Source organism: Paenarthrobacter sp. TAF1 (assembly GCF_052113825.1).
Classification (GTDB): domain Bacteria; phylum Actinomycetota; class Actinomycetes; order Actinomycetales; family Micrococcaceae; genus Arthrobacter; species Arthrobacter nicotinovorans.
In genome coordinates, this window is the sequence record NZ_JBFRDO010000002.1 from 273,749 (window position 1) to 294,805 (window position 21,057).

A 21,057-nucleotide genomic window follows, 5' to 3' on the forward strand; every position below is an offset into this window, starting at 1 on the left:
GGTTAACCCTAACTAGTTGTTGCGGAAACCGCGGTGTCGGAGCCTGCCGGCGTCACAGCGCGGGCAGAGGAACTGTTGGACGTTGCCGGAACCAGCATCTCGAGGACCCGGATCACGCGGTCTTCGAAGCCCTTCGCGGACGGGTCGGTCAGGTTCGCGAGCATGCGCACTACAAAACGCATCAGCACGGGAATCGGCATACCGGTGCGCAGTGCGAGCTTCATCACCGCGGGCTTGCCAATCAAGGAAGCAAAGAGCCTTCCCAGCGTGAAGTGCGATCCCCACTTGTCCCGCACATAGTCCGCGTACCGGGCAAGGTGCGCGTCGGCGTCGTCGACGGTCCACCCGGCTGAAGCCGAACGGGAGGAGGCGTCGATGATGAACTCAGCGGCGAACCGGGCCGACTCCATTGCGTAGGAAATGCCTTCGCCGTTGAACGGGGACACCATGCCGCCGGCGTCGCCCAGCAGAAGCAGCCCGGGCGAGTAGTGCGGCGTGCGGTTGAAGCCCATCGGCAGCGCCGCGCCGCGGATTTCGCCCACCTGGTTTTCAGGGGTGAAACCCCACTCCGATGGCATACCGGCGGTCCATTCGCGCAGGACCTGCTTGTAGTCGAGCTTGCCGAATTCCTTGGACGAATTCAGGATGCCCAGGCCGACGTTGGACGTGCCGTCGCCGACGCCGAACACCCAACCGTAGCCGGGCAGTGGCTTGCCGGACTTGCCGGGGAGTTCCAGCCAGCCTTCCATCCAGTCGTCTTCATGGCGGGGGGACGTGAAGTAAGTACGCACGGCGACGCCCAGCGGGCGGTCGTCACGCTTGTGCATACCCAGCGACACGGCGGTTCGCGTCGAGTTTCCGTCGGCGGCGAGAACGACGTCGGCGTGGAAGTCGCGCGTTTCGCCCGTCTTGCGTCCGGACTCGTCCAGGATTGAAGCGCGGACTCCGATGACACGTCCGTCATCGGCGGTCAGTGCGGACGTGACGCTGTGGCGTTCCAGCACCACCGCCCCGGCCGACTCTGCGTGGCGGGCAAGGTCCTCGTCGAAGCCAAGGCGGGTGCGGATCAGTCCGTAGGTGGGGAAATCCGCAACTTCAGGCCAGGGCAACTCGATGGTGCGACCGCCGGCAATGAGGCGCAGGCCCTTGTTGCGGCGCCACCCTTCCTCAACAGCGTGGGGCAGGCCGAGCTTCTGGATCTCGCGAACAGCCCGCGGGGTGAGGCCATCTCCGCAGACCTTCTCGCGGGGGAACGACGTCTTTTCCAGCACCGTGACGTCGATGCCCGCTTGGGCGAGGTAATACGCGGCTGTGGACCCGGCCGGGCCCGCGCCAACAATCAGTACTTTCACGTCGTCCTAAGTCAGCAGGCAGTACGGAGCTAGCCGGCCTGGTGGCGCGGCTTGATTTGGCGTCGCAGCTTGGCAACGGGAACACTCTCGCGGTGCTCTGCGGGCTTCTGCGCACGGTGCACGGCAACAATGCCACCGCTGAGGTTGCGGTAGGTGATGTCGGTCCAGCCGGCATCGGCGAGCCACTGGGCCAGGTGGTCCTGGTCCGGCCAGGCGCGGATGGACTCAGCGAGGTACACGTAGGCATCCGGGTTTGACGACACCTTGGTGGCGATGGCCGGCAGGGCGCGCATCAGGTATTCGGTGTAGAGGTTGCGCCACAGGGGAACCACGGGGTGCGAGAACTCGGCAATGACCAGGCGGCCGCCGGGCTTGGTGACGCGCAACATTTCCTCCAGGGCCTTGCGGGGTTCTACGACATTGCGCAGGCCAAAGGAAATGGTGGACGCGTCAAAGCTGTTGTCCGCGAAGGGCAGGTTGGTGGCGTCACCGGCGATGAAGTCGATGTCCGGGCGGCGGCGCTTGCCCACTTTGAGCATGCCCAAGGAGAAGTCACAGGCCACCACGTCCACGCCGGCGTCGGCGTAGGGTTCGCTGGAAGTGCCCGTTCCGGCGGCGAGGTCAAGGACCTTCTGGCCCGCTTTCACATCCATGGCGTCCACCACGATCCGGCGCCAGCGCCGGGTCTGTCCCATGGACAGGACGTCATTGACGACGTCGTATTTTGGGGCGACATCATCAAACATCGTCGCAACTTCGTCCGGACGCTTTTCCAAGGATGCTCGGTTCACCCAGTAATTGTCTCAGACATTCAGCAGACTTTGCTTCGCTGTAGAAGTCGGCTCAGGTTCTGGTTGCGCGCGGGAGTACTGTTGTTCCATCATGACGAGCACGCTCCGCACCTTGACAGTCCCCCTCGATGTTGAATCATCCCCAGGGGGGCTGCCGTCGTTTCTGGTGCGGGACGACGTCCTTTGCTGGTCCCGGCGCGAGGCCGGCCTGGTGGGCTACGGCGAGCTGACCCGTTTCAACGCCACCGGCCCGGAGCGCTTCCTTGAGGCTGATATCTGGTGGCGGCACCTCATTCTTGAGGCAGAGATCACGGACCACGTGGAGCTTCCGGGCACGGGTCCCGTGGCTTTCGGCTCGTTCGCCTTCTCCAAAACATCCCCGCACGTGTCCCGCCTGATCCTCCCGGAATTGGTGGTCGGTATCCGCGACGGCCGCGGCTGGGCCACTCAATTGACGTTCGACGACGGCCCCCTCACCGAGGCCGGTGTCCTCGCCGCCGTGGAACGCTGGCTGACCGAACCCAATGGCGACGGCTCAGCGACAGGAGGGTCCGACGTCGAACTCCCACCTGAGGTTGTTGCCGCCAACGGTTCGGCTGGATACCTCAGCCATGGTTCCCTCAGCGAGGCGAACTGGATGAAGGCGGTTGCCGACGGCGTCGAGGAGATCCGCGCCGGCAAGCTGGAGAAGCTGGTTTTGGCGCGCGACGTCGTTGCCACCCTTCCCGCGGGCGTCAACGCTGCGGAGGTACTTCGCCAACTTGCCGCAAGGTACCGCGAATGCTGGACGTACGGTGTTGATGGCCTGGTGGGCGCGACCCCCGAGATGCTCATCCAGGTGGAGGGCCGCACTGCGCAAGCGCGGGTCCTGGCCGGGACGCTGGATCGCCGGGATGCGGACGGCATGGACGGCTCCCCCATGGAATATGCGGAGCGGGTCCTGGCCGGTTCGGAAAAGCAGCGCCACGAACACGAGATCGCCATTGATTCGCTGACCCGGCAGCTGGCACCGTTCTCCGAGGCGATGAACTCCCATAGCGAGCCTTTCATCCTTGAGCTGCCCAACGTGTGGCACCTGGCGTCGGATGTGAAGGCGGAACTGGCCGATATCGAAGGTCACGTGCCGACGTGCCTGGCCTTGATCAACGCGTTGCACCCAACCGCTGCGGTGTGCGGAACCCCCACCCTGGTGGCCGGTGCGTTGATCCGGAAACTCGAACATCTGGACCGCGGCCCCTATGCCGGACCGGTCGGATGGCTGGACGCTGCAGGCAACGGCGAGTGGGGAATTGCGTTGCGCGGAGCCGTGATCGAGGACGCCAACACCGTGCGGCTTTATGCCGGGTGCGGCATCGTGGAGGGTTCGCAGCCGGAGGCTGAACTGGCCGAGACGTGGGCAAAGTTCCGGCCGATGCTTGAGGCATTGGGAATCAAGCGCTGAATCTGGGATTCCAGACTGATACTCCTTTTGAGTGCTTGATTAATGAGTAAAGTAGTTATCCAATAGTGAAACTTCGTTTCCTGTGATGCACATCTCATGTTCGGCGCTACACTAAAACCGACTCAGTTCAGCATCCACCGCAACAAAAGGTAAACAACATGCAGATCTCCCGTTCGGTTCTGTCCGGCACCAAGATTGCCGCCGTGCTCGCAGCCGGCGCACTGGCCCTCACCGCCTGCGGTGGTTCCTCCACTCCCGCAGCCTCGGATGGCTCGGGCTTGAAACTCATCAATGCCGGCAAGCTGACTGTCTGCTCGGATGTGCCCTACGAGCCCTTCGAATTCCAGAAGGACGGCAAGATTGTCGGCTTCGACATGGACATCGCTGCCGAGATCGCAAAGGACATCAAGGCAGAACTCAACGTGGTGGACAGCTCCTTCGAAGCCATCGAGACCGGCACTGCACTGACTGGGTGCGACGTCTCCATCTCCTCGATCTCCATCACTGACGTCCGCAAGAACGTCATGGACTTCTCCAACCCCTACCTCGATGACGACCTGACCCTGGTGGCCACCTCGTCCTCGGGCATTAACAACATTGACGGCGCCAAGGGCAAGAAGGTGGGTGTCCAGCAGGCAACCACCGGCGCCCAGTACGCCAAGGACAAGGGCATCGACGCGCAGCAGTTCGAGGACTCCGGCCTCCTGGTCCAGGCCCTCAAGGCCGGCACCATCGACGCAGCCATCGGCAACCAGTCCGTGCTGGGCTACGCCATCAAGGACGATTCCAACCTCAAGCGCGTCGAGGACTACGCGACGGGCGAGAAGCTGGGCATCGCCATCAAGAAGGGCAACACCGCCATGGCTGACGCCGTGAACGGCACCCTGAAGCGCATCACTGATGACGGCTCCCTGAAGAAGTTCCAGACCACCTGGTTTGGCGAAGCCACCAAGTAGTCCGAGCCCCGGCTCTCCCGAGATCCACGCAGGCGGGCCCCGAAACGATACGTTGTTTCGGGGCCCGGCTGCGCAACATGAATGTGAGAACACCATGGCAATGACTGCACGTCAACGAGCCAAAGTCAGTTTGTACGTCCAGGCCGGGATATTCGTTGTGGTCCTGGCCGCAGTAATCCTTGCTGTGGACTGGAAGACGATCGGCACCAGCGTCTTCAACTTCGCCAAAATCGGGCCGATGTTCCCGGATATCTTCCTGGTTGGCCTCAAGAACACCCTTATCTACACGGCGCTGGCCTTCGTGGTGGGCTTGTCGGGCGGCCTCCTGCTGGCCCTCATGAAGCTCTCTTCCTTCCCCCTGTACCGCTGGATCGCCACCGGGTACATCGAGTTCTTCCGCGGCGTCCCTGCCCTGCTGGTCTTCATCGCTTTCGGCTACGGTGTTCCCCTGGCTTTCGGTGTGCAGTGGGACGTCAACATCGTGGTCATGGTTTCCCTGGGCATGGTGGCGTCTGCGTACATCGCTGAAACCCTGCGCGCCGGTCTGCAGGCCGTGCCCAAGGGCCAGATGGAAGCAGCGCGTTCACTGGGTATGCCGCACTGGCGTGCGATGGTCTCGATCGTCATTCCCCAGGCCTTCAAGATCGTCCTCCCCCCGCTGACCAACGAGATCATCCTGCTCACCAAGGACTCCTCGCTGATCTACGTCCTGGGCCTCACAGCGTCCCAGTACGAGCTCACCAAGTTCGGCCGCGACGGCATCTCCAGCCTCGGCGCGGGCCTCACCCCCCTGCTCGTGGCAGGTGCTTTCTACTTGGTCATCACCATCCCCTTGAGCCTCCTTGCCAGGAAGTTCGAAAGCCGCTCCGCGCGGACCAAGCGATAGGCAGGACAGTCATGAATAACTCCACTGGGAGCACGGCCACCGTTCGCGCCGCCGGCGTCAACATCAAAGACCTGCGCAAGTCCTACGGCAGCAACGAGGTCCTCAAGGGCATCTCACTGACCGTGGAACCCGGCCAGGTTGTGTGCCTGATCGGACCGTCGGGTTCGGGCAAGTCCACCCTTCTTCGCTGCGTCAACCTGCTGGAACACCCCAACGCCGGCACCATCAACGTGGGCGAGTTCGAAGCGACCGACCCCGACGTGGACCTCAACAAGATGCGCCAAAGCGTGGGCATGGTCTTCCAGCACTTCAACCTGTTCCCGCACCTCAGCGTGCTGGAGAACTGCACAATCTCGCAGATGAAAGTGCTCAAGCGCTCCAAGTCCGAAGCCGCCGACGTTGCGCGGCACAACCTTGAGCGCGTTGGCCTGGGACACTTGGCCGACCGTTTCCCGGACCAGCTCTCCGGTGGCCAGCAGCAGCGCGTGGCCATCGCACGCGCTTTGTCCATGGACCCGAAGCTCATGCTCTTTGATGAGCCCACCTCTGCACTGGATCCTGAAACCGTGGGCGACGTCCTTGCGGTCATGCGGAAGCTGGCCCAGGAAGGCATGACCATGCTGGTGGTCACCCACGAGATGGGCTTTGCCCGCGAAGTGGCCGACCGCGTGGTCTTCATGGACGCCGGCGTTGTCGTGGAGGAAGGGCCGGCGGAGCACGTCATCAGCGCCCCCACCCAGCCGCGTACCAAGGAATTCCTGCGCCGCGTCCTTGACCCGACGCACATCGGCGTCGAGGAAGCGTAGCTTTTCGCTGGCGCCGCTGGCGCCGCGCATATCGAATGGCGCCACAGAAACGGGAGGGCGACACCCACATTTGGGTGTCGCCCWCCCGCTTCCGGTTCGCCTACGAATTTGGGTGGCCTGCAGAAGCACGACGACGGCGGGGAACCCCGGCTGACTCAAGCACGCGTTCCAGCTTGCTCACCGTCAGGTCGCTCCACACGAGCCGGAACACTCTTCGGCCGGTGGCGCGTATGGCGTCTTCGCGGGCCTTTTCTTCGATCACGACCTGGGAAGGCGTACGTCCCTGCAAGTACTCCGGCTTCATGTACTTTTCGCGGCCGTCGAATTCTCCAACCAACCCAAGCCCCTCCCAGTAGTAGTCCGTGTACACCGTTCCCCTTGAGGTGTTCACCGCATACTGCAGCAAAGGAGTCTCGAATCCTAGGACGTGCATCAAGCCTCGGGCATAGGATTCGCCGGGTGAACCGGAGTTCCCGGCACCAAACTTTACTGCCGCTGTGATTCGCCTGACCGCTGCTTTGGAGTAAGTCCCGCTGATGCCGTCCAAGAGTTGCTCCTTGGTTACAGGCTGGGAGTTTCGCTTTCTGTTCAGCAGGAAATCCACCGGGACAACGGCCTCGGCAAACGGAACCGACGCACCGATGTCCAGTACGGTCCGAATCCTGTCTGTGACCAGGAAGCCGTTGACTTCCTGGGCCCGCTCGCTTCCTGCGGCTACAAAGTGGCGTCTCACCCCCGCACGCGAACGGCCTCCTCCGGTGTAAGTCGTCAGGGCATGAACAGGCTGGTGGCGCAGGATAGTGGGGATTCCGTGAATCGACGCCGCCGAGTGGTGCGAGAAGATGGTCGGAGCCGCTAAGCACTCGGCTGCTGCTTCCACGTTCAGGGCGTACCGCTCCCAGCTCTCCAGCTTCTGCCATTGAGGGGCATCGACGTAGACACCGTGCCTGATGCGGACGAGCTTTCCGGCCTTTGCATCCATGGACAATGGCCTGGAATTGCCTCCGAGGATGGACAGGTCCTTGGCGAGAATGAGTTTGGGGAGCCTTCGCATTCCAACAGTCTTCGTGGGACGCTTCTGCGGTACGAGGGCAGAGTTGGCCTATGTGGACAACCCACCGCTCGCCACGCAAACTGCTGAGTGCCCGGAAAACGGACTGACGACACCCAAATTTGGGTGGCCCCCGTCAGTGTCTGTGGCCTGCCTCAGTTTCCGTGGCCCACGGCGGCGTTGATGGCTTCCTTGATCCGGGCATGGAGTCCGCGCAGACCCGCCCGGTCCACGCGTACCTCCACTATGGTGCGACCTTTCAAGGGCGACTTGAGTGCATCGGCGAGTTCCGCCGTCGTACTTACTGCTTGGTGCCCGACGCCGTACGCCGCCGCGAGTGCCGCGATGTCCACTGAGTGCGGGGTACCGAAGAGGCGTTCGACGGCGGTGCCGTAGGCGCCTGAGTCTTCCACGGCGCCGTGTTCGAGGAGTGCGAAGATGGCGCCACCGGAGTCGTTGAGCACCACGATGCGGAGGTCGGGCACCGGCTCACCGTGGCCCAGGAGCAGGCCCCCGGCGTCGTGCAGGAAGGTGACATCGCCCAGGAGGACGGTGGTTTCGCGTCCGCTGCCAAGTGCGATTCCGGTAGCTGTGGCGATGGTGCCGTCGATGCCGGCGAGGCCACGGTTGGCGTACACGGTGGCGATCGGGCCCTGATGCGGATGGCCGGCGAGGTCCACGTCGCGGATGCCGTTGGAGGAGCCGAGGACGAGTTGGCCGCGGGAGTGTTCCCAAACGGCGGCTCCTACGGACGGACCGTTGGCAAGGCTCTCCCCCGCGAGCACGCCATCCAGCGCATGTTGGGCCGCGGCGCCGGCGAGAAGCCAGGTATCGAGCCATTCAGTCGGGCCGCGGCCGGCGAAAGCGGCCAGTTCCGGGAGGGTTTCGATGGGCGTTTCGCGGCGTCGGCCGGCGTCATACCAAGCGACCGGGACGGGCTGGTAGATCGCTGATGCCACCGATTCGCGGGCCAGGAGTGCCGCAACGGGGCGGGACAGGGTGGCGCGGCCGAAGAGGACAACACGCTCGATGGGAGCGGGTGAACCGGGACCAAAGTGCTCCAGCAGCACACGATACGGACCAACGGCATTGGGGCCGAAGCGGGCGTTCGAGGACGGCTCTGCCAGCAAGGGAAGGCCGTGCGCGCGGGCGAAGGCCTCCGCCACCGGTCCGGCGTCATGGCCAGCGAGGACCACGGTCCGTCGCTCGGCAAGTTCGCTGGATGCTGCCGGAAGCTCCAAAGCCTGCGGTCCGGCGTCGTAATGGAACACGCCGTGTCCCTGCGCATCCGGCAGGGCATCCCCGGTCTCGGGCGTCAGCGGATCGCGGAAGGCGATGTTCACCTGGACCGGACCTGGCGGCGTGTCCTCCAGCGCACCGGTGGCTGCATACAGCGCAGTGGCAACTGCCTTCTGCGGGTTGTCCCCCGCGGCGACGTCGACGGCGAAGCGCACGTGATCGCCGAAAAGGTCCAGTTGGATGGTGGTTTGGTTCGCCCCGGTACCGTGCAGTTCCTCGGGACGGTCGGCGGAGATGACCACCACAGGAACGGCCGAGTGGTTGGCCTCCATCACAGCGGGCAGGAGGTTCCCCACGGCTGTGCCCGAGGTAGTCAGGACCGCGACCGGGGCGTCCGTGGAGAGCGCCAGGCCCAGGGCGGTGAAGCCGGCGTCCCGCTCGTCGATCCTGACATGAAGGCGGACCCGCCCCGCGGCTTCTGCCTCGGCGAGGGCGTAGGCCATGGGCGCCGACCGCGAACCGGGGGCCACCACCGCGTGCCGCACGCCGCCGTCGAGCAATGCAGTAACGGCGATCCGGGCGGCGGCGATGGAAGTCAGAGAGTCCTGTGAAGTCACCGTTCCAGTCTATTGGGGGCTGCAGTCCCCCATCGCTCGCTCACATCCCGGGCGCTTCACCCACACCCTCACTCACAACCCGGCCCCTTCCCCCACACCCTCACTCACAACCCGGCCCCTTCACCCACACCCTCACTCACGCCMCGCGCCCTTCCCACCAGCCCTCACTCGCATTCCAGGTGCTTCCCACCAAACGCTTGCTCACTCCCCGCGCCCTTCCTACCAAACGCTTGCTCACGCCCCGCGCCCTTCCCACCARCCCTCACTCRCATTCCAGACGCTTCCCACCAAACGCTTGCTCACGCCCCGCGCCCTTCCCACCAACCCTCACTCACAACCCGTGCGCTTCCCCCTCTCCCTCACTCACAACCCGTGCGTTTCCCCCAAACGCTTGCTCACTCCCCGTGCCCTTCCCACCAAACGCTTGCTCACGCCCCGGGTGTTTGGCGGGACCTTCGTTGACGTCCCAATGGGGCTGTCGGAATAGCGGTGGATCCGTGGTTATCGGGAACCATGAGCAAGCGTCCGAACCAAACCCAAGGGATGTGAACAAGCGTCCGAACCAAACCCGAGGAACATGACCGAGCGTCGGGATCAAACCCAAGGGATGTGAGCAAGCGTCCGAACCAAACCCAAGGGATGTGAGCAAGCGTCCCAACCAAACCCAAGGGATGTGAGCAAGCGTCCGAACCAAACCCGAGGGATGTGAGCAAGCGTCGGGACCAAACACCCGGGACGTGAGCAAGCGTTGGGGGGTGCAGAAACGCTCCCCTACCTCCAGGAGGTAAGGGAGCGTTTCGGGGTTTCAGTTACTTGCGGAACACCTGCACGATCGAAGGGCGGGGTGCCCGAACCGCGCCGGCAGCCGGGGTGGCTCCGGCCGGAACGTAGTCCGGGAAGTATGAGTGGGGCGCGTCGAACGTGCCTTCCTCACCCGGGTGCTGGACCGCGACAAACACGGTGCGCTCTTCGTCGTGGACGATCGGGCCACACGTTTCGGCGTCGCGGGGAACGGCCAGGAACTGCTCTACCTTGCCGCGCTCCGGGCCTTCCAAAGTGACCTTGAACAAACCATCGTTGTAGCCGATGGTGGACGGGGCGCCGTCGGTGGAAATCCAAAGGTTGCCGACGGAGTCGAACGCTACGTTATCCGGGCAGGAAATCGGCGACACCTTGTTGGCCGGGAATCCGGAGAAGTACGTGGAGTTGTTCTTGGCGGGATCACCGGCCACCAGCAGCAGGGTCCAGTTGAACTTGGTGCCGGTCTGCTCCTTGCCTTCGGTGATCTCGACGATGTGGCCGTCCCGGTTGAGGGTGCGCGGGTTGACCTCCGTCGCCCCTTCCTTGCCTGCCTTGCCGCGGTCCGAGTTGTTGGTGCAGGCCACGTAGACCTTGCCGGTGCGCAGGTTGGGCTGAACGTCTTCGCAACGGTCCATTTTGGTGGGGCCGACTTTGTCAGCCGCCAGTCGCGTGTACACCAAAACTTCTGCCACGGACATGCCGGGAACTGCTGAGGCGCCGCCGACAACCAAGGGCAACCATTCGCCCGAACCATCGAAGGCTCCGTCGGCGGGGACCTTGCCGGTGCCATCAATCTCGGCCGCAGGCGAGTCGCCCGTGAAGCGGGCGACATACAGGTCGCCTTCGGAGAGCAGGCTCATGTTGTTCTTGCGTGCTGCCTTGGAGTCACCCGCTTGGTACTTGCCCTTGGAGACAAACTTGTAGAGGTAGTCGAAGCGCTCGTCGTCGCCCATGTAGGCAACAACGCGGCCGTCCGGAGCAAGAATGACGTTGGCGCCCTCGTGCTTGAAGCGGCCCATGGCGGAGTGCTTCCTCGGCGTGGAGGTGGGGTCGAACGGATCAACTTCCACGATCCAGCCGAAGCGGTTGCTTTCGTTGGCGTAGCCGGAGTTGCGGGTGTCGAAGCGCGGCTCGTCGAGCTCCCACTGGCGGGTGGTTGGCTTCGAGGACAGGCCGTAGCGCTTGTCCGCGTCGCTGGTTCCAGGTGTCGCAAAGTAGCCGTTGAAGTTTTCCTCGCCGGAGAGGATGGTGCCCCACGGCGTGGTGCCACCGGAGCAGTTGCCCAGGGTGCCCTTGATCCAGCGGCCCGCGGGATCATCGATGGTCTTGACGAGGTTGGTACCGGCGGCGGGACCGGTCAGTTCGTACACAGTGTCGGTGAGGAAGCGCCGGTTCAGGGCAGCACCCTGGACGTAGCTCCACGGCTTGTTCTTGTTCTTGCGCTCGAGCTCCACGACGGCCAGGCCGTGGGCGGCCCGGCCGATGGCACGGGCTTCTGCTGCGTCGAAGCCGACCGGCAGCATGATGTTCTCGTTCGTGTACTCGTGGTTGGTGAAGAGAACGGCACGGCGGTCCTTGGAGCCCGGGATCGGCAGGATGTCCGTGTAGTCGTTGTTGTAACCAAACTGACGGGCCTGGGCGGCAGCTGTCTGTTTGGTGATATCGAAAGCCGGTGAGTCGGCGAACAGCGGGTCTCCCCATCGGATGATGGGGTTCCAGCCGAAGCCCTCGGGAACGGTGAAAGCGTCGACGGCGGCGTCGACCGGCTTGATGGCCGTGAACTGAAGCTTGGACTTCTCGAAGCCCTTCTTGGCGGCGTTGGACAGTCCGTTGCCCGAATCGGCGACTGCAGAGTCAGCACAGGTTACGGCACCACCAAGAACGACGGCGAGCGCACCTGCCGCGCCGAGGCCCAGGGCGGCGCGGCGGGACATGGCCGTGGAGGCGATGTCGCGGAAGTAGCCGTTGGCGCTGGTGTTGCAGACATCGCCGGCACAGGCGTTGTCACACTTGAGTGCGCAGGTTACGGCGCTGCGCTTGCCTTTGGTGTGGCCGAGCATGGGGAGCAGCGGAAACGTGCGTCCGGTGGTTTCAGACATGGGGGACCTTCCAGAGTGTGTACGAGGTTCCCGCTGAGCCTTTCAGCGGAATCCAAAGCTGAGAGGTCCCTCCGGTTAAGACCCGGTGAACAAACGGTGCTGGTTCCCGGCAAGGACGGAGTGGACGCGTCGCAGGCGGTCCAGCCACCAGTCCCGGCGCTCCGCCGAAGCTGCGTACTGCTCAAGCAGCCCGGTATCCGCGGCCGTGTCCCGCAAGCGGATGGCGCCGTCGTCGGCCACCAGGGGATCCACGGTGATGTCCGACGCGAACAGCGAAACGGTGCCCAAACCACAGGCGTACGGCAGCGACGGAAGGGCAGCCGCGAGGGCAAGGCCCGCCCGGATACCTACGGACGTGTCGAGTGCGGAACTGACGACGGCGGGCAGCCCGGCTTGCTGGACAATGTCCAAGGCGCGGCGTACTCCTCCGAGTGGGGCAACCTTGACCACGATGAGGTCGGCGGCGCCGGCCCGTGCCACGCGCAGGGGATCATCTTCCTTGCGAACACTCTCGTCCGCGGCGATGAGGACCGGTGTTCCCGCCGAAGAGAGCCTGCGGCGGACTTCCGCCAGGCCGTCAATGGTCGGCACGGGTTGTTCTGCATACTCCAAGCCGACAGCTGATAGCTTCCCCAGCACGTCCACTGCCTGGTCCACGTCCCAGCCCCCGTTGGCGTCCACCCGGATGGCGGCATCGGGAAGGGCCTCGCGCACGGCAACTACCCGCGCCAGGTCATCGGCGAGTTGCTGTCCTTTTTCAGCGACTTTGATCTTGACTGCATCTACGCGACCGAACCGGGCGAGTACCTCCGGGACGCGGTCAGCCGAAACCGCGGGGACCGTCGCGTTCACCGGTATTACGTCCCGCAACGCTTCCGGGAACCCAAGCCAGCCCGCTTCCAAGGCGGCCGCCAACCAGCGGGAGGATTCGTCGTCGTCGTATTCCGGGAAAGGGCAGAACTCTCCCCAGCCGAGCGGTCCGCGCAACAGGAGGGTCTCGCGCTCCATGATGCCGCGGAACTTCACGCGCATGGGCAACGAGACGACGTAGGCGGAATCGAGAAGTTCTTGGAGATCAGGAAGGCGAACAGGCATAGTGCCACTGTACCGGCGGCCTTTTCGGCCCAGGACAAGCGGAACGGGCTATGTGGACAACTACTCCGACCAGTACCCGCGCACTTCTTCCCGTGCCGTTGCCAAACGTTCACCGGGCACTGTCAAGGTGCTTTCGGCCAACCCTTGGTTATCCCACTTTGCAACGATTTTCAGCTCCCCCTCTGCAGGCAACGGCCACAGCCAATACCGTGCAGAGCCTTCTGCCTGCTGATCCCCGGCACTGCCCCCGGCACCTCCCCATTCCACGAGAACCGGCCCCGTAACCTCTTCGGAACCTTCGAACATGGATGGCCTTGTTGCCCCGGCAAACGCCTTGCGCCCGTCCGGGAGCCCTGCCCCGATCATGATTCCCGGCAGCCCGGGTCGCTGGAAGCTCCGTTCCATGACGTCCCGCCACTCCTGGTCGGATTCGTTTGAGCGCCGAACACACCATACGAGGTCCAAGAGGCATCCCGTAGAGAAGACTTCCACCATTTTCAGCGCCACCACCGCGTTGGCACCGCGGAGTACAAAGCCGCCGGGGGACACTACACCGGGCAGTTCGCCCGACGGCGGCCCCGACCATTCCGGCTGAGCCGGCTGTGTCAGGGGTTGCCGGACAGGGGGCTCGGGGAGGTCGTCAAAGAAGCTCATTATTCATGCTTACACCGCCACATAACCTCTGGGGAAGGTCGCCTGATAACCGAGAGACGGCAACCGCGATATTCTCGAAGTCACAACACAACGTGGGGGGAAACATGACTCAATCAATGCCCGGTTCCACAACTCCTGCCGGCTGGTACCCCGACCCTTCGGACCCGAGGTTCGTGCGCTGGTGGGACGGCACTGCGTGGACTGCCCAGCAGGCTCCGCGCACCATGCAGTACCAGGCGCCGGTTCCTCAGCCACGTCCGCAGATAAGTGCGCAAACTCCTGTGTACAACCCTTTCATTTGGGTCATCACGTTCCTGCCGCTTGTCTCGGTCATTTTCATGCTGACCTGGCAGCCGGAATTCAGGATGATCACCACCCGGCAGGGCGTCACTACCGTTGATCCCTTCTCCATTTACACCCCGGCGTACTTCCTGCTCCTGGGGTCGGGCTTCGTCTCCTACGGACTGTCGGTGTTCTTCGCGTACCTGGACCGTCAGCGCCTGCTGAAGTCCGGCGTCGAGCGTCCTTTCCATTGGGCTTGGGCGTTCCTCAATTCCGTTGTTTACGTGATTGGACGTTCGGTCATCGTCAATAAGGTCGCCCCCAAGAGAGGCTTGTGGCCGATCTGGGCAACCATTGCCGTGTTTGTGATCAGCTTGGTGGTATCGGGCATCTGGATGTCCAACTTCATGCAGTCGATGTACAACCAGTTCGGATACTCGGTCACCACGTGACGGCAGCGCCGGGATGGTATCCCGACCCGGCTGATCCCCGCTGTTTGCGCTGGTGGAACGGCACCGGTTGGACGGACCGCGTGGGACCGCCCGCATTCCAACCGACGCCCGCCCAACGCCCGTTGCTTGGCAAGGACCAGGGCGTTGAGAACCCTTTCATCTGGCTCATCGCCTGCCTGCCTTTTGGCGTGGGCGCCATGATGCTGACGTGGAGTGTGGACGTCCGTCCGTACATTAACAGCAGCGGCTATGCCTCCATCGATCCCGGCTACGCCTTCTCAACGACCTACTTCCTGATCCTGATCGGGCTGGCCGTTACCTACTGTGCAACCGTGCTGCTCGCTGCCTTTGACTACAGATGGCTTGCCCGCCGCGGCGTCGTGCGCCCTTTCCCTTGGGCGTGGTCGTTTCTTGGCGGAGTGCCCTATGTCATCGGCAGGGCGGTGATCCTCCACAAGGTGGGCCCACGCCGTGGACGCTGGCCAATCGCAGTCATCATTGCCGCGTGGGGCATTTACCTGGTTGCCGGGGCCGTCAAATCGCTCTCTTTCATGCAGGCTGTGTTCTCAGAACTGGGCTACCCAACCTGACAGACCGCACCCTCACACGCGTTAGGTAGACTGCTGAGTAACCGGCAGGAGAGGAAGCCCATGAACCGCAAGGCCACCGCACTGGACGTCGCCAAGAGGGCGGGGGTTTCCAGGAGCGCGGTCTCGCTGGTGCTCAACGGGCGCGGTGACGGGAACGTGGCCAAGGAGAGCCAGGACCGCATTCGACAGGCCGCCAAGGAGCTGAACTACTCCCCCAACGCCATCGCGCTGAGCCTCCGGAACCAGCGGTCCAGGGTTATCGGCATCCTGTCCGACGAAGTAGTGGTGAGCCCGTTCGACGGCAACATCATCGGCGGGGCGGACGACATCGCCCGCAGCCGTGGATTCGTAACTCTCGTCATGGACACCGAGCGCGACACTGCCCGGGATGCGAGCGCAATCGAGACGCTTCTGGACCGGCAGGTGGACGGCCTCATGTACGTCACTGTCGGCCTGAAACCGATCGAGATCCCGCAGGGGATGCTCCGCATACCGTCCGTGCTGGCCAATTGCTATGACGAACATCCGCAACCGCAGCTCCACCACGTCATTCCCGACGAGATCACCGGCGGCAGGGAGGCCACGGAGCATCTGCTGCAATGGGGGCACCGGGACATCGCGCTGCTCGCCGGCTCCGAGGATTCTCCCGCAGCGCCGCTCCGCGTCCAGGGATACCGGGATGCCCACGCCTTGGCCGGAGTTCCGTTCCGCGACGAGCGGGTCTTCATGGCGGGATGGGACATCGATGCCGGTTACCACGGCGCCATGAAACTGCTCGACGGCGTGTCCCCGGCTGATCGCCCGACGGCCATCATGTGCGCAAATGACCGCTTGGCTGTCGGCGTTGCCCTGGCTGCAGCCCGTTTGGGCCTAAGTGTCCCCCGGGACTTGTCCATCATGGGCTACGACGACGAAGCCCGCATCGCGGACACCATGGTCCCGGCCCTCACCACCATGGCCCTGCCGTTGCGTGAAATCGGCCGCGCGGCCATGACCACCCTGCTGGACACCATCGAGGGCGGTGAAGGCACGACGGCGGCACGCACCATGGAGACGATGGTCCCCTGCCGCTTGGTGGTGCGTGAGTCGACCGGTCCGGCACCACACTGAGCTGAACAATGAGGCCCGTGCATTGCTGGGCCCAACAATGCGGGGCCCGATCTGCGCCCCAAAAGACAGGGATAGACCGCAGACCGGGCCCCGCAATGTGAAGGATTACTCGGCGGGCAGCGCCAGCTCCCAGACCTCGGCAGTCGCGCCGTCGGGGAGGTTGAGGGTCCAGCCTTCCCCTGGAGCCGGGTAGGCCCGGAGGGTGGTGGCAACGGTCCCGGACTGGTACACCTCCACCAGGGATGCATCAATGAAGATCCGCAACTCCCTGACCAAGGGACCTGAGTAGACCACCTGTGCGTGGTCCCCTGAACCAAGGACCAACTGCACGGCCTCCAAAGACCCCGCCCCGGCCCCCAAAGACCCGGCCCCGGCACCCCGAACCAGCACCTCGGCGAACCCCGGAAGCGCCACGGATCCGCCAGCACCGGAAGCCACGGCAGTGCCCCGGTAAGCCTCAACCTCGGGCGCAGGAGTGATTGCCAGCGCGCCGTCAACCACCGACACAACGCGAGGATGCGTCAGGACACCCGACCACCCGGCGTCGTCGATTTCTTCCTGGGTGCGGCCGCGCCGGCCGTCGCGTCCGGGGCCTTCGTTGGCCCATCCCCACAAGAGAGCCGCAGGCGCAGAATCAGCGGAACCGTACTGGAGCTGCATGATCTGCGGAGCGTAGAAGTCCCGGCCGAGATCGGACTTGCCGCCGGACACGGGTACGAAAACGGGCAAACCGGTGTCGGGATCCGAGGTCATGGAACCGATCAGGTGGCCCACGCCGTTCGCGTGCTCGTGGTCGTCCCCGGAGAGCCACAGCGAGAACATCATGACCCATGCGGAGCCACCCGAAGATGCGGGAACCTGCACCAGCTGCGGGCATTCCCAGATCTCAGCCGGTGTGTGGACAGCCGCTACGGGGTCAGCCGTGGTCAGCCAAATCCCCTGGTACTTCCAGTCGTCCAGGGACTCCACCGTGTAGAGCAGCAAGGCGGCGCGACCGTCTGCCAGTCCGGCTCCCTGCATGGCGTAGCGGGCACCGTTGAAGTGAAAGATAAACGGGTCGCGGACGGCGGTAACCAGCGGGTCGGAAGGCATGGACACGGCAACGTGCCCGTCCTGCTTCCACGTGACCAGATCCGAGGAGCCGCGCGCGATCACAACCTGCGAATGCCCTCCGTGGTCCTGAACACCCGAGTAGGCTGCGGTGGGCACTCCGTCGTCGGAAGTCACCACGCCGGTCCAGCACCCGGCGGAGTCCGGTCCACCGGCCTGGGGAACGAGTGCAACCGGGTGCTCTTCCCAGCGGACCAAGTCCGGAGAGCTGACATGTCCCCACTGGATCTGCTGGTGCCGGGCGGAGTCCGGGTTGTACTGGAAGAACACGTGGTAGCGGCCGTTGATGTAGCTGACGCCGTTGGGGTCGTTGATCCAGCCCTGCGCCGGCCGCGGGTGGAAGCGCGGGAACGCCGCATCCGGATGTGTCGTAGCTGAGGAGAGAGAGTCAAGGGCAAGGTCCGTCAACGGAACACCTTTCAGAGTGAGTGGGAAACTACTTGCCCGTGCCTGCGGTGAGCCCGTCCTGCAGCGCGCGCTGGCCGAACATGAACACCACCAGCGCGGGAATCATGGAGAGGACAACACCGGCAAGGACCACTGAAATGCTTCCGGTGCCGAGGTTGCCTTGGAGCGACACCAGTCCCAGCGGCAGGGTGAAGTTCTGCTCGGAGATGGTCATGATGAGGGGCCTGAAGAACTCGTTCCAGTGGAAGTTGAACGCCAGGATGCCCACGATCGCCAGGCCGGGCATGGCCAGCGGCGCGTAGACGGAGCGGAAGGTCCGCCATGGCGAGGCTCCGTCGATGGCTGCCGCTTCAGCGAGCTCACCCGGCAACCCCATGAAGTATTGGCGCATCAGGAAGGTGCCGAACGCCGTCGGGATGGCCGGAATAATCAGCGCCAGCAAGGTGTCGGAGAGACCTACTCCACGGATGAGCATGAAGACCGGCACGATCGTCACCTGCGCGGGCACCATCATGGTGGCCAGCACGATGGAGAAGAGCGCGCCGCGTCCCCGGAATTTCAGGTGTGCGAACGCGTAGCCTGCCAGGGCGGCTGTGATCATCTGCCCGACGGCGATCAGCCCGGTCACCAGGGCACTGTTCACTACCAGGGCCGCGATGTTGAGCTGTTTGAACACTTGCTCGTAGGAGGTCAGGTCCGGGTTCAGCGGCAGGAATGCGGGCGGCAGCTTGAAGGATTCCGACGGCGGCCGCAGCGAGGTGGACAGCGTCCACAGCACGGGGCCCAGGACAAAGACGGACGCGATCAGCAAGACGACGACGCGTACGGCCACTGACCAATCGCGCTTCTTCCGCGTGACGACAGGCTCCGTGGTGGTGACACGTTCTTGAATGGTTGTCATGGCGGGCCTTACTGGTAGAAGACGAATCGTTTGCTGAGCCGGAACTGCGCGGCGGTGATGGCCATGATGATGAGCGTGAGGATCACGCCGATCGCCGAAGCCTGGCCGAACTCGAGGCGTTGGAACGCGGACTCGAAGATCACCATCACTGCTGTGCGCGTTGAGTCGCCGGGCCCGCCGCGGGTGAGGACGTAGGGCTGGTCGAACACTTGGAGTGCGTTGATGATGGCCATGACCGAGGCCACCAGGGTGGTGGGGCTCAGCAGGGGCAGGGTGACGAACCAGTGCTTGCGCCAGCCCGTCGCGCCGTCGATGGAGGCGGCCTCGTACGTCTCCACGGGAATGGAAGCCAGCCCGCCGATGAACAGCAGGAACGAGAACCCGAAGTTCTGCCACACGTACACAAGGATCACGACGGCGGCCGACCCGCCTGGCGTCGTCAGCCAAGGCACCGCGGGGATGCCGACGATGGACAGCAACCAGTTCACGACGCCGAACTGCTCGTTGAAGAGGTAGCGCATGAAGATCGACACCGAGGCCGCGGACAGGATCAGCGGGAAGAAGAATGCAGAGCGGAAGAACACCCGCAGCCAGGCCGGGAGCTTCTCCTGCACCATGATCGCCAGGCCGAGCGCCAGTCCCAGCTGGAGCGCCACCGCCACCACCACGAACACGATGGTGTTCAGGAACGAGACCCGGACGGTGGGGTCCTGGACTACCTCGGCAAAGTTGTCGAAGCCAACGAACGTCGGCGCGGAGATGATGTCCCAGCGGAAGAAGGCCAGCGCGATCGAAGCGACGATCGGGAGCAGGGTGAAGATGCCCATGCCCGCGATGGTCGGGGCCAGGAAGGCCCACGGCAGCCAGCGCTGCTGCACACGGCCGCGCTTGGTCCCCTGTGCGTTCTTACGGGCCGCTTGCCGGCGGCCCGGCTCACTTCCCGTCCCCGTGGAGGTACTGGTTGCGGTACTCATGGCTGCCTCCTCAGGGCCAGTTCAAGGTCGCGCTGCATGGAGTTGAGAGCGTCCTTGAGTTGGCGCTCGTCGCCGCTGACAGCCAGGCTTACGTTTTTCATCAGGGCGGTCTCGACGGCGGCCTGCTGGGGTGGCGCCGGAATGGGACCTGTGGTGGGGAACTTGTCCAAGGTGTCGTAGAAGACCTTCCAGTTCCGTGGACCGGTTCCTGCATAGAGCTGATCATTGACCATGGAGCGGCGGGCGGGGGTGGTGTTTGGTGTGGGGAACACGATCCGCATGGCCTCCAGGCTGGAGCTGAACTTCACCCATTCCCAGGCTGCGTCCTTGTCCTTGGCGGTCTTCATGATCGCGTAGCCTGCCGTGCCGAACTGGTGCCGCTGTGTCCGCCATTTCGGGAAGAACTGGACATCGAATTCGTCCTCTGTCATCCCCGCTTCATGGAGGCCTTGGACCCAATAGCCGCCTGCCGGCGTCGTACCTATCCTGTTGGAGGCGAAGAGGCCGATCAGTGCGCTTCCGCCGCCTTCCTCGGGCCGGACGCCAAGGCCGTCCTTGACCAGTCCACGGAGGTAGTCGAAGGATTCGAAGACCCGGGGATCGTCGGCGTTGGGTTCCAGCCATTGGTAGCCGCCGGAGCGGAGGCCGCGCGAGGGGTCGTTGGCGTAGAAGCCGTCCCACAGCCATTCGCCGCCCGCGGATTTGGTTTCCTTGAGGAAGCTGGTGTCGTTGGCGTAGAGCCACGGGACCACGCCGCCGAACAGGCGGTTGGTCCAGTAGTACGGCGTGAAGTCCTTGGGGTTGGCCTTCTTCATGGCCGCGAGGGTGGCCCGGAAGTCGGTGTGGGTCCAGTCGTCGGCCGGCCTGTCCAGGCCAGCCTGCCCGAGTGCGGTGGTATTGTAGTACATGTTGGCGGCGTTCCAGTCGATGGGAAGCTGGAACAGGCTGCCTTTGTACATGAACGCTTCCACCAGGCTGGGGTGGACGTCCGCGAAGTACTCCTTCATGTGGTCGGCATCCCGGCGAAGGTACTCGTCAAGCGGGTGTRCCAACTTCTCGGCGAACAGCTGGGCGCCTTCGGTTGCGACGTAGACGACGTCCGGCGGAGTGCCTGCTGCCACCATGGTGAGGATCTTGGTGAAGAAGTCCTTCCAGTCCACTGCCTGGATGGCCTGGACCTTGACCTTGATTTCCGGGTGGACCTTCGCGAAGGCGTCGATGACCTTCTGGCGGGCTGCGGCGTCTGCGGCGGTGCCCATGATGGCGATGCTGAGGCTGTTGTCGCCCCGGCCTGGGATATCGGCCCCGGTCAGGCGCGGCCACGATGCCGCAGTGACTCCAACGATCCCGGCGCCGAGGGCTGTGAGGGCACTTCTACGTGTGAATTCGCGCAAAGCCCCATTGGTTCCCGACATGTAGATTTCCTTCCCTAACACGTGTTA

The 21,057-nt window shown here is 64.0% G+C and carries 18 protein-coding genes; 7 read left to right on the forward strand and 11 right to left on the reverse strand.

Annotated features, from left to right (window positions below):
- Positions 1-8 precede the first annotated feature (8 nt).
- Both AB4Y81_RS03405 and AB4Y81_RS03410 read right to left on the reverse strand, forming a co-directional pair.
- A complete protein-coding gene (locus AB4Y81_RS03405; protein ID WP_441995260.1) occupies positions 9-1,352 on the reverse strand; it encodes a geranylgeranyl reductase family protein in 1,344 nt (447 codons plus the stop codon).
- Positions 1,353-1,381: 29 nt separating this feature from the next.
- Positions 1,382-2,143, reverse strand: a complete 762-nt coding sequence (locus tag AB4Y81_RS03410) for a demethylmenaquinone methyltransferase (RefSeq protein ID WP_026267031.1) — start codon at positions 2,141-2,143, stop codon at positions 1,382-1,384.
- A 91-nt stretch (positions 2,144-2,234) separates the two neighbouring features.
- Here AB4Y81_RS03410 and AB4Y81_RS03415 point away from each other — a divergent pair, with 91 nt between their 5' ends.
- The 4 genes from AB4Y81_RS03415 to AB4Y81_RS03430 all read left to right on the forward strand — a co-directional run bounded on the left by AB4Y81_RS03415 (position 2,235) and on the right by AB4Y81_RS03430 (position 6,232).
- The gene (locus AB4Y81_RS03415) at positions 2,235-3,584 is read left to right on the forward strand and encodes an isochorismate synthase (protein ID WP_039242602.1); all 1,350 of its coding nucleotides are present in this window, start codon (positions 2,235-2,237) and stop codon (positions 3,582-3,584) included.
- A 158-nt stretch (positions 3,585-3,742) separates the two neighbouring features.
- Positions 3,743-4,540, forward strand: a complete 798-nt coding sequence (locus AB4Y81_RS03420; RefSeq protein WP_018776840.1) for an ABC transporter substrate-binding protein — start codon at positions 3,743-3,745, stop codon at positions 4,538-4,540.
- 94 nt (positions 4,541-4,634) lie between these two features.
- Positions 4,635-5,426 (forward strand): amino acid ABC transporter permease, encoded by a 792-nt coding sequence (locus AB4Y81_RS03425; protein ID WP_018776841.1) that lies wholly within the window; start codon positions 4,635-4,637, stop codon positions 5,424-5,426.
- A gap of 11 nt (positions 5,427-5,437) precedes the next feature.
- Positions 5,438-6,232: an amino acid ABC transporter ATP-binding protein gene (locus AB4Y81_RS03430; protein ID WP_018776842.1), complete on the forward strand. Its 795-nt coding sequence runs from the start codon at positions 5,438-5,440 to the stop codon at positions 6,230-6,232.
- 100 nt (positions 6,233-6,332) lie between these two features.
- Here AB4Y81_RS03430 and AB4Y81_RS03435 read toward each other — a convergent pair whose 3' ends face one another.
- The 5 genes from AB4Y81_RS03435 to AB4Y81_RS03455 all read right to left on the reverse strand — a co-directional run bounded on the left by AB4Y81_RS03435 (position 6,333) and on the right by AB4Y81_RS03455 (position 13,788).
- Positions 6,333-7,286 carry a hypothetical protein gene (locus AB4Y81_RS03435; RefSeq protein ID WP_018776843.1) on the reverse strand — a complete coding sequence of 318 codons (954 nt, stop codon included), beginning with the start codon at positions 7,284-7,286 and terminating at the stop codon, positions 6,333-6,335.
- Between the two features lie 152 nt (positions 7,287-7,438).
- On the reverse strand, positions 7,439-9,139 hold the full coding sequence (menD, locus tag AB4Y81_RS03440) for a 2-succinyl-5-enolpyruvyl-6-hydroxy-3-cyclohexene-1-carboxylic-acid synthase (RefSeq protein WP_441995265.1): 1,701 nt from the start codon (positions 9,137-9,139) through the stop codon (positions 7,439-7,441).
- Between the two features lie 809 nt (positions 9,140-9,948).
- Positions 9,949-12,039: a PhoX family protein gene (locus tag AB4Y81_RS03445; RefSeq protein ID WP_441995267.1), complete on the reverse strand. Its 2,091-nt coding sequence runs from the start codon at positions 12,037-12,039 to the stop codon at positions 9,949-9,951.
- A gap of 75 nt (positions 12,040-12,114) precedes the next feature.
- Positions 12,115-13,134: an o-succinylbenzoate synthase gene (locus AB4Y81_RS03450; RefSeq protein WP_441995269.1), complete on the reverse strand. Its 1,020-nt coding sequence runs from the start codon at positions 13,132-13,134 to the stop codon at positions 12,115-12,117.
- A 60-nt stretch (positions 13,135-13,194) separates the two neighbouring features.
- On the reverse strand, positions 13,195-13,788 hold the full coding sequence (locus tag AB4Y81_RS03455; RefSeq protein ID WP_055971462.1) for a hypothetical protein: 594 nt from the start codon (positions 13,786-13,788) through the stop codon (positions 13,195-13,197).
- A gap of 104 nt (positions 13,789-13,892) precedes the next feature.
- Here AB4Y81_RS03455 and AB4Y81_RS03460 point away from each other — a divergent pair, with 104 nt between their 5' ends.
- Genes AB4Y81_RS03460 through AB4Y81_RS03470 form a run of 3 tightly spaced genes read left to right on the forward strand, consistent with a single transcriptional unit; the run spans position 13,893 to position 16,222 of the window.
- Positions 13,893-14,522: a DUF2510 domain-containing protein gene (locus AB4Y81_RS03460; protein WP_441995271.1), complete on the forward strand. Its 630-nt coding sequence runs from the start codon at positions 13,893-13,895 to the stop codon at positions 14,520-14,522.
- Positions 14,519-15,112: a DUF2510 domain-containing protein gene (locus AB4Y81_RS03465; RefSeq protein ID WP_441995272.1), complete on the forward strand. Its 594-nt coding sequence runs from the start codon at positions 14,519-14,521 to the stop codon at positions 15,110-15,112. Before AB4Y81_RS03460 ends, AB4Y81_RS03465 begins: the two co-directional genes overlap by 4 nt.
- 60 nt (positions 15,113-15,172) lie before the next feature.
- Positions 15,173-16,222 carry a LacI family DNA-binding transcriptional regulator gene (locus tag AB4Y81_RS03470; RefSeq protein WP_055971451.1) on the forward strand — a complete coding sequence of 350 codons (1,050 nt, stop codon included), beginning with the start codon at positions 15,173-15,175 and terminating at the stop codon, positions 16,220-16,222.
- 105 nt (positions 16,223-16,327) lie between these two features.
- Here AB4Y81_RS03470 and AB4Y81_RS03475 read toward each other — a convergent pair whose 3' ends face one another.
- Genes AB4Y81_RS03475 through AB4Y81_RS03490 form a run of 4 tightly spaced genes read right to left on the reverse strand, consistent with a single transcriptional unit; the run spans position 16,328 to position 21,030 of the window.
- The gene (locus AB4Y81_RS03475) at positions 16,328-17,740 is read right to left on the reverse strand and encodes a glycoside hydrolase family 32 protein (protein ID WP_441995273.1); all 1,413 of its coding nucleotides are present in this window, start codon (positions 17,738-17,740) and stop codon (positions 16,328-16,330) included.
- Between the two features lie 28 nt (positions 17,741-17,768).
- Positions 17,769-18,641 (reverse strand): carbohydrate ABC transporter permease, encoded by an 873-nt coding sequence (locus AB4Y81_RS03480; protein WP_441995275.1) that lies wholly within the window; start codon positions 18,639-18,641, stop codon positions 17,769-17,771.
- An 8-nt stretch (positions 18,642-18,649) separates the two neighbouring features.
- The gene (locus AB4Y81_RS03485; RefSeq protein WP_082010223.1) at positions 18,650-19,615 is read right to left on the reverse strand and encodes a carbohydrate ABC transporter permease; all 966 of its coding nucleotides are present in this window, start codon (positions 19,613-19,615) and stop codon (positions 18,650-18,652) included.
- Positions 19,612-21,030, reverse strand: coding sequence for an ABC transporter substrate-binding protein (locus tag AB4Y81_RS03490; RefSeq protein ID WP_441995276.1), 1,419 nt, complete (start codon positions 21,028-21,030; stop codon positions 19,612-19,614). Before AB4Y81_RS03490 ends, AB4Y81_RS03485 begins: the two co-directional genes overlap by 4 nt.
- Positions 21,031-21,057: the final 27 nt, after the last annotated feature.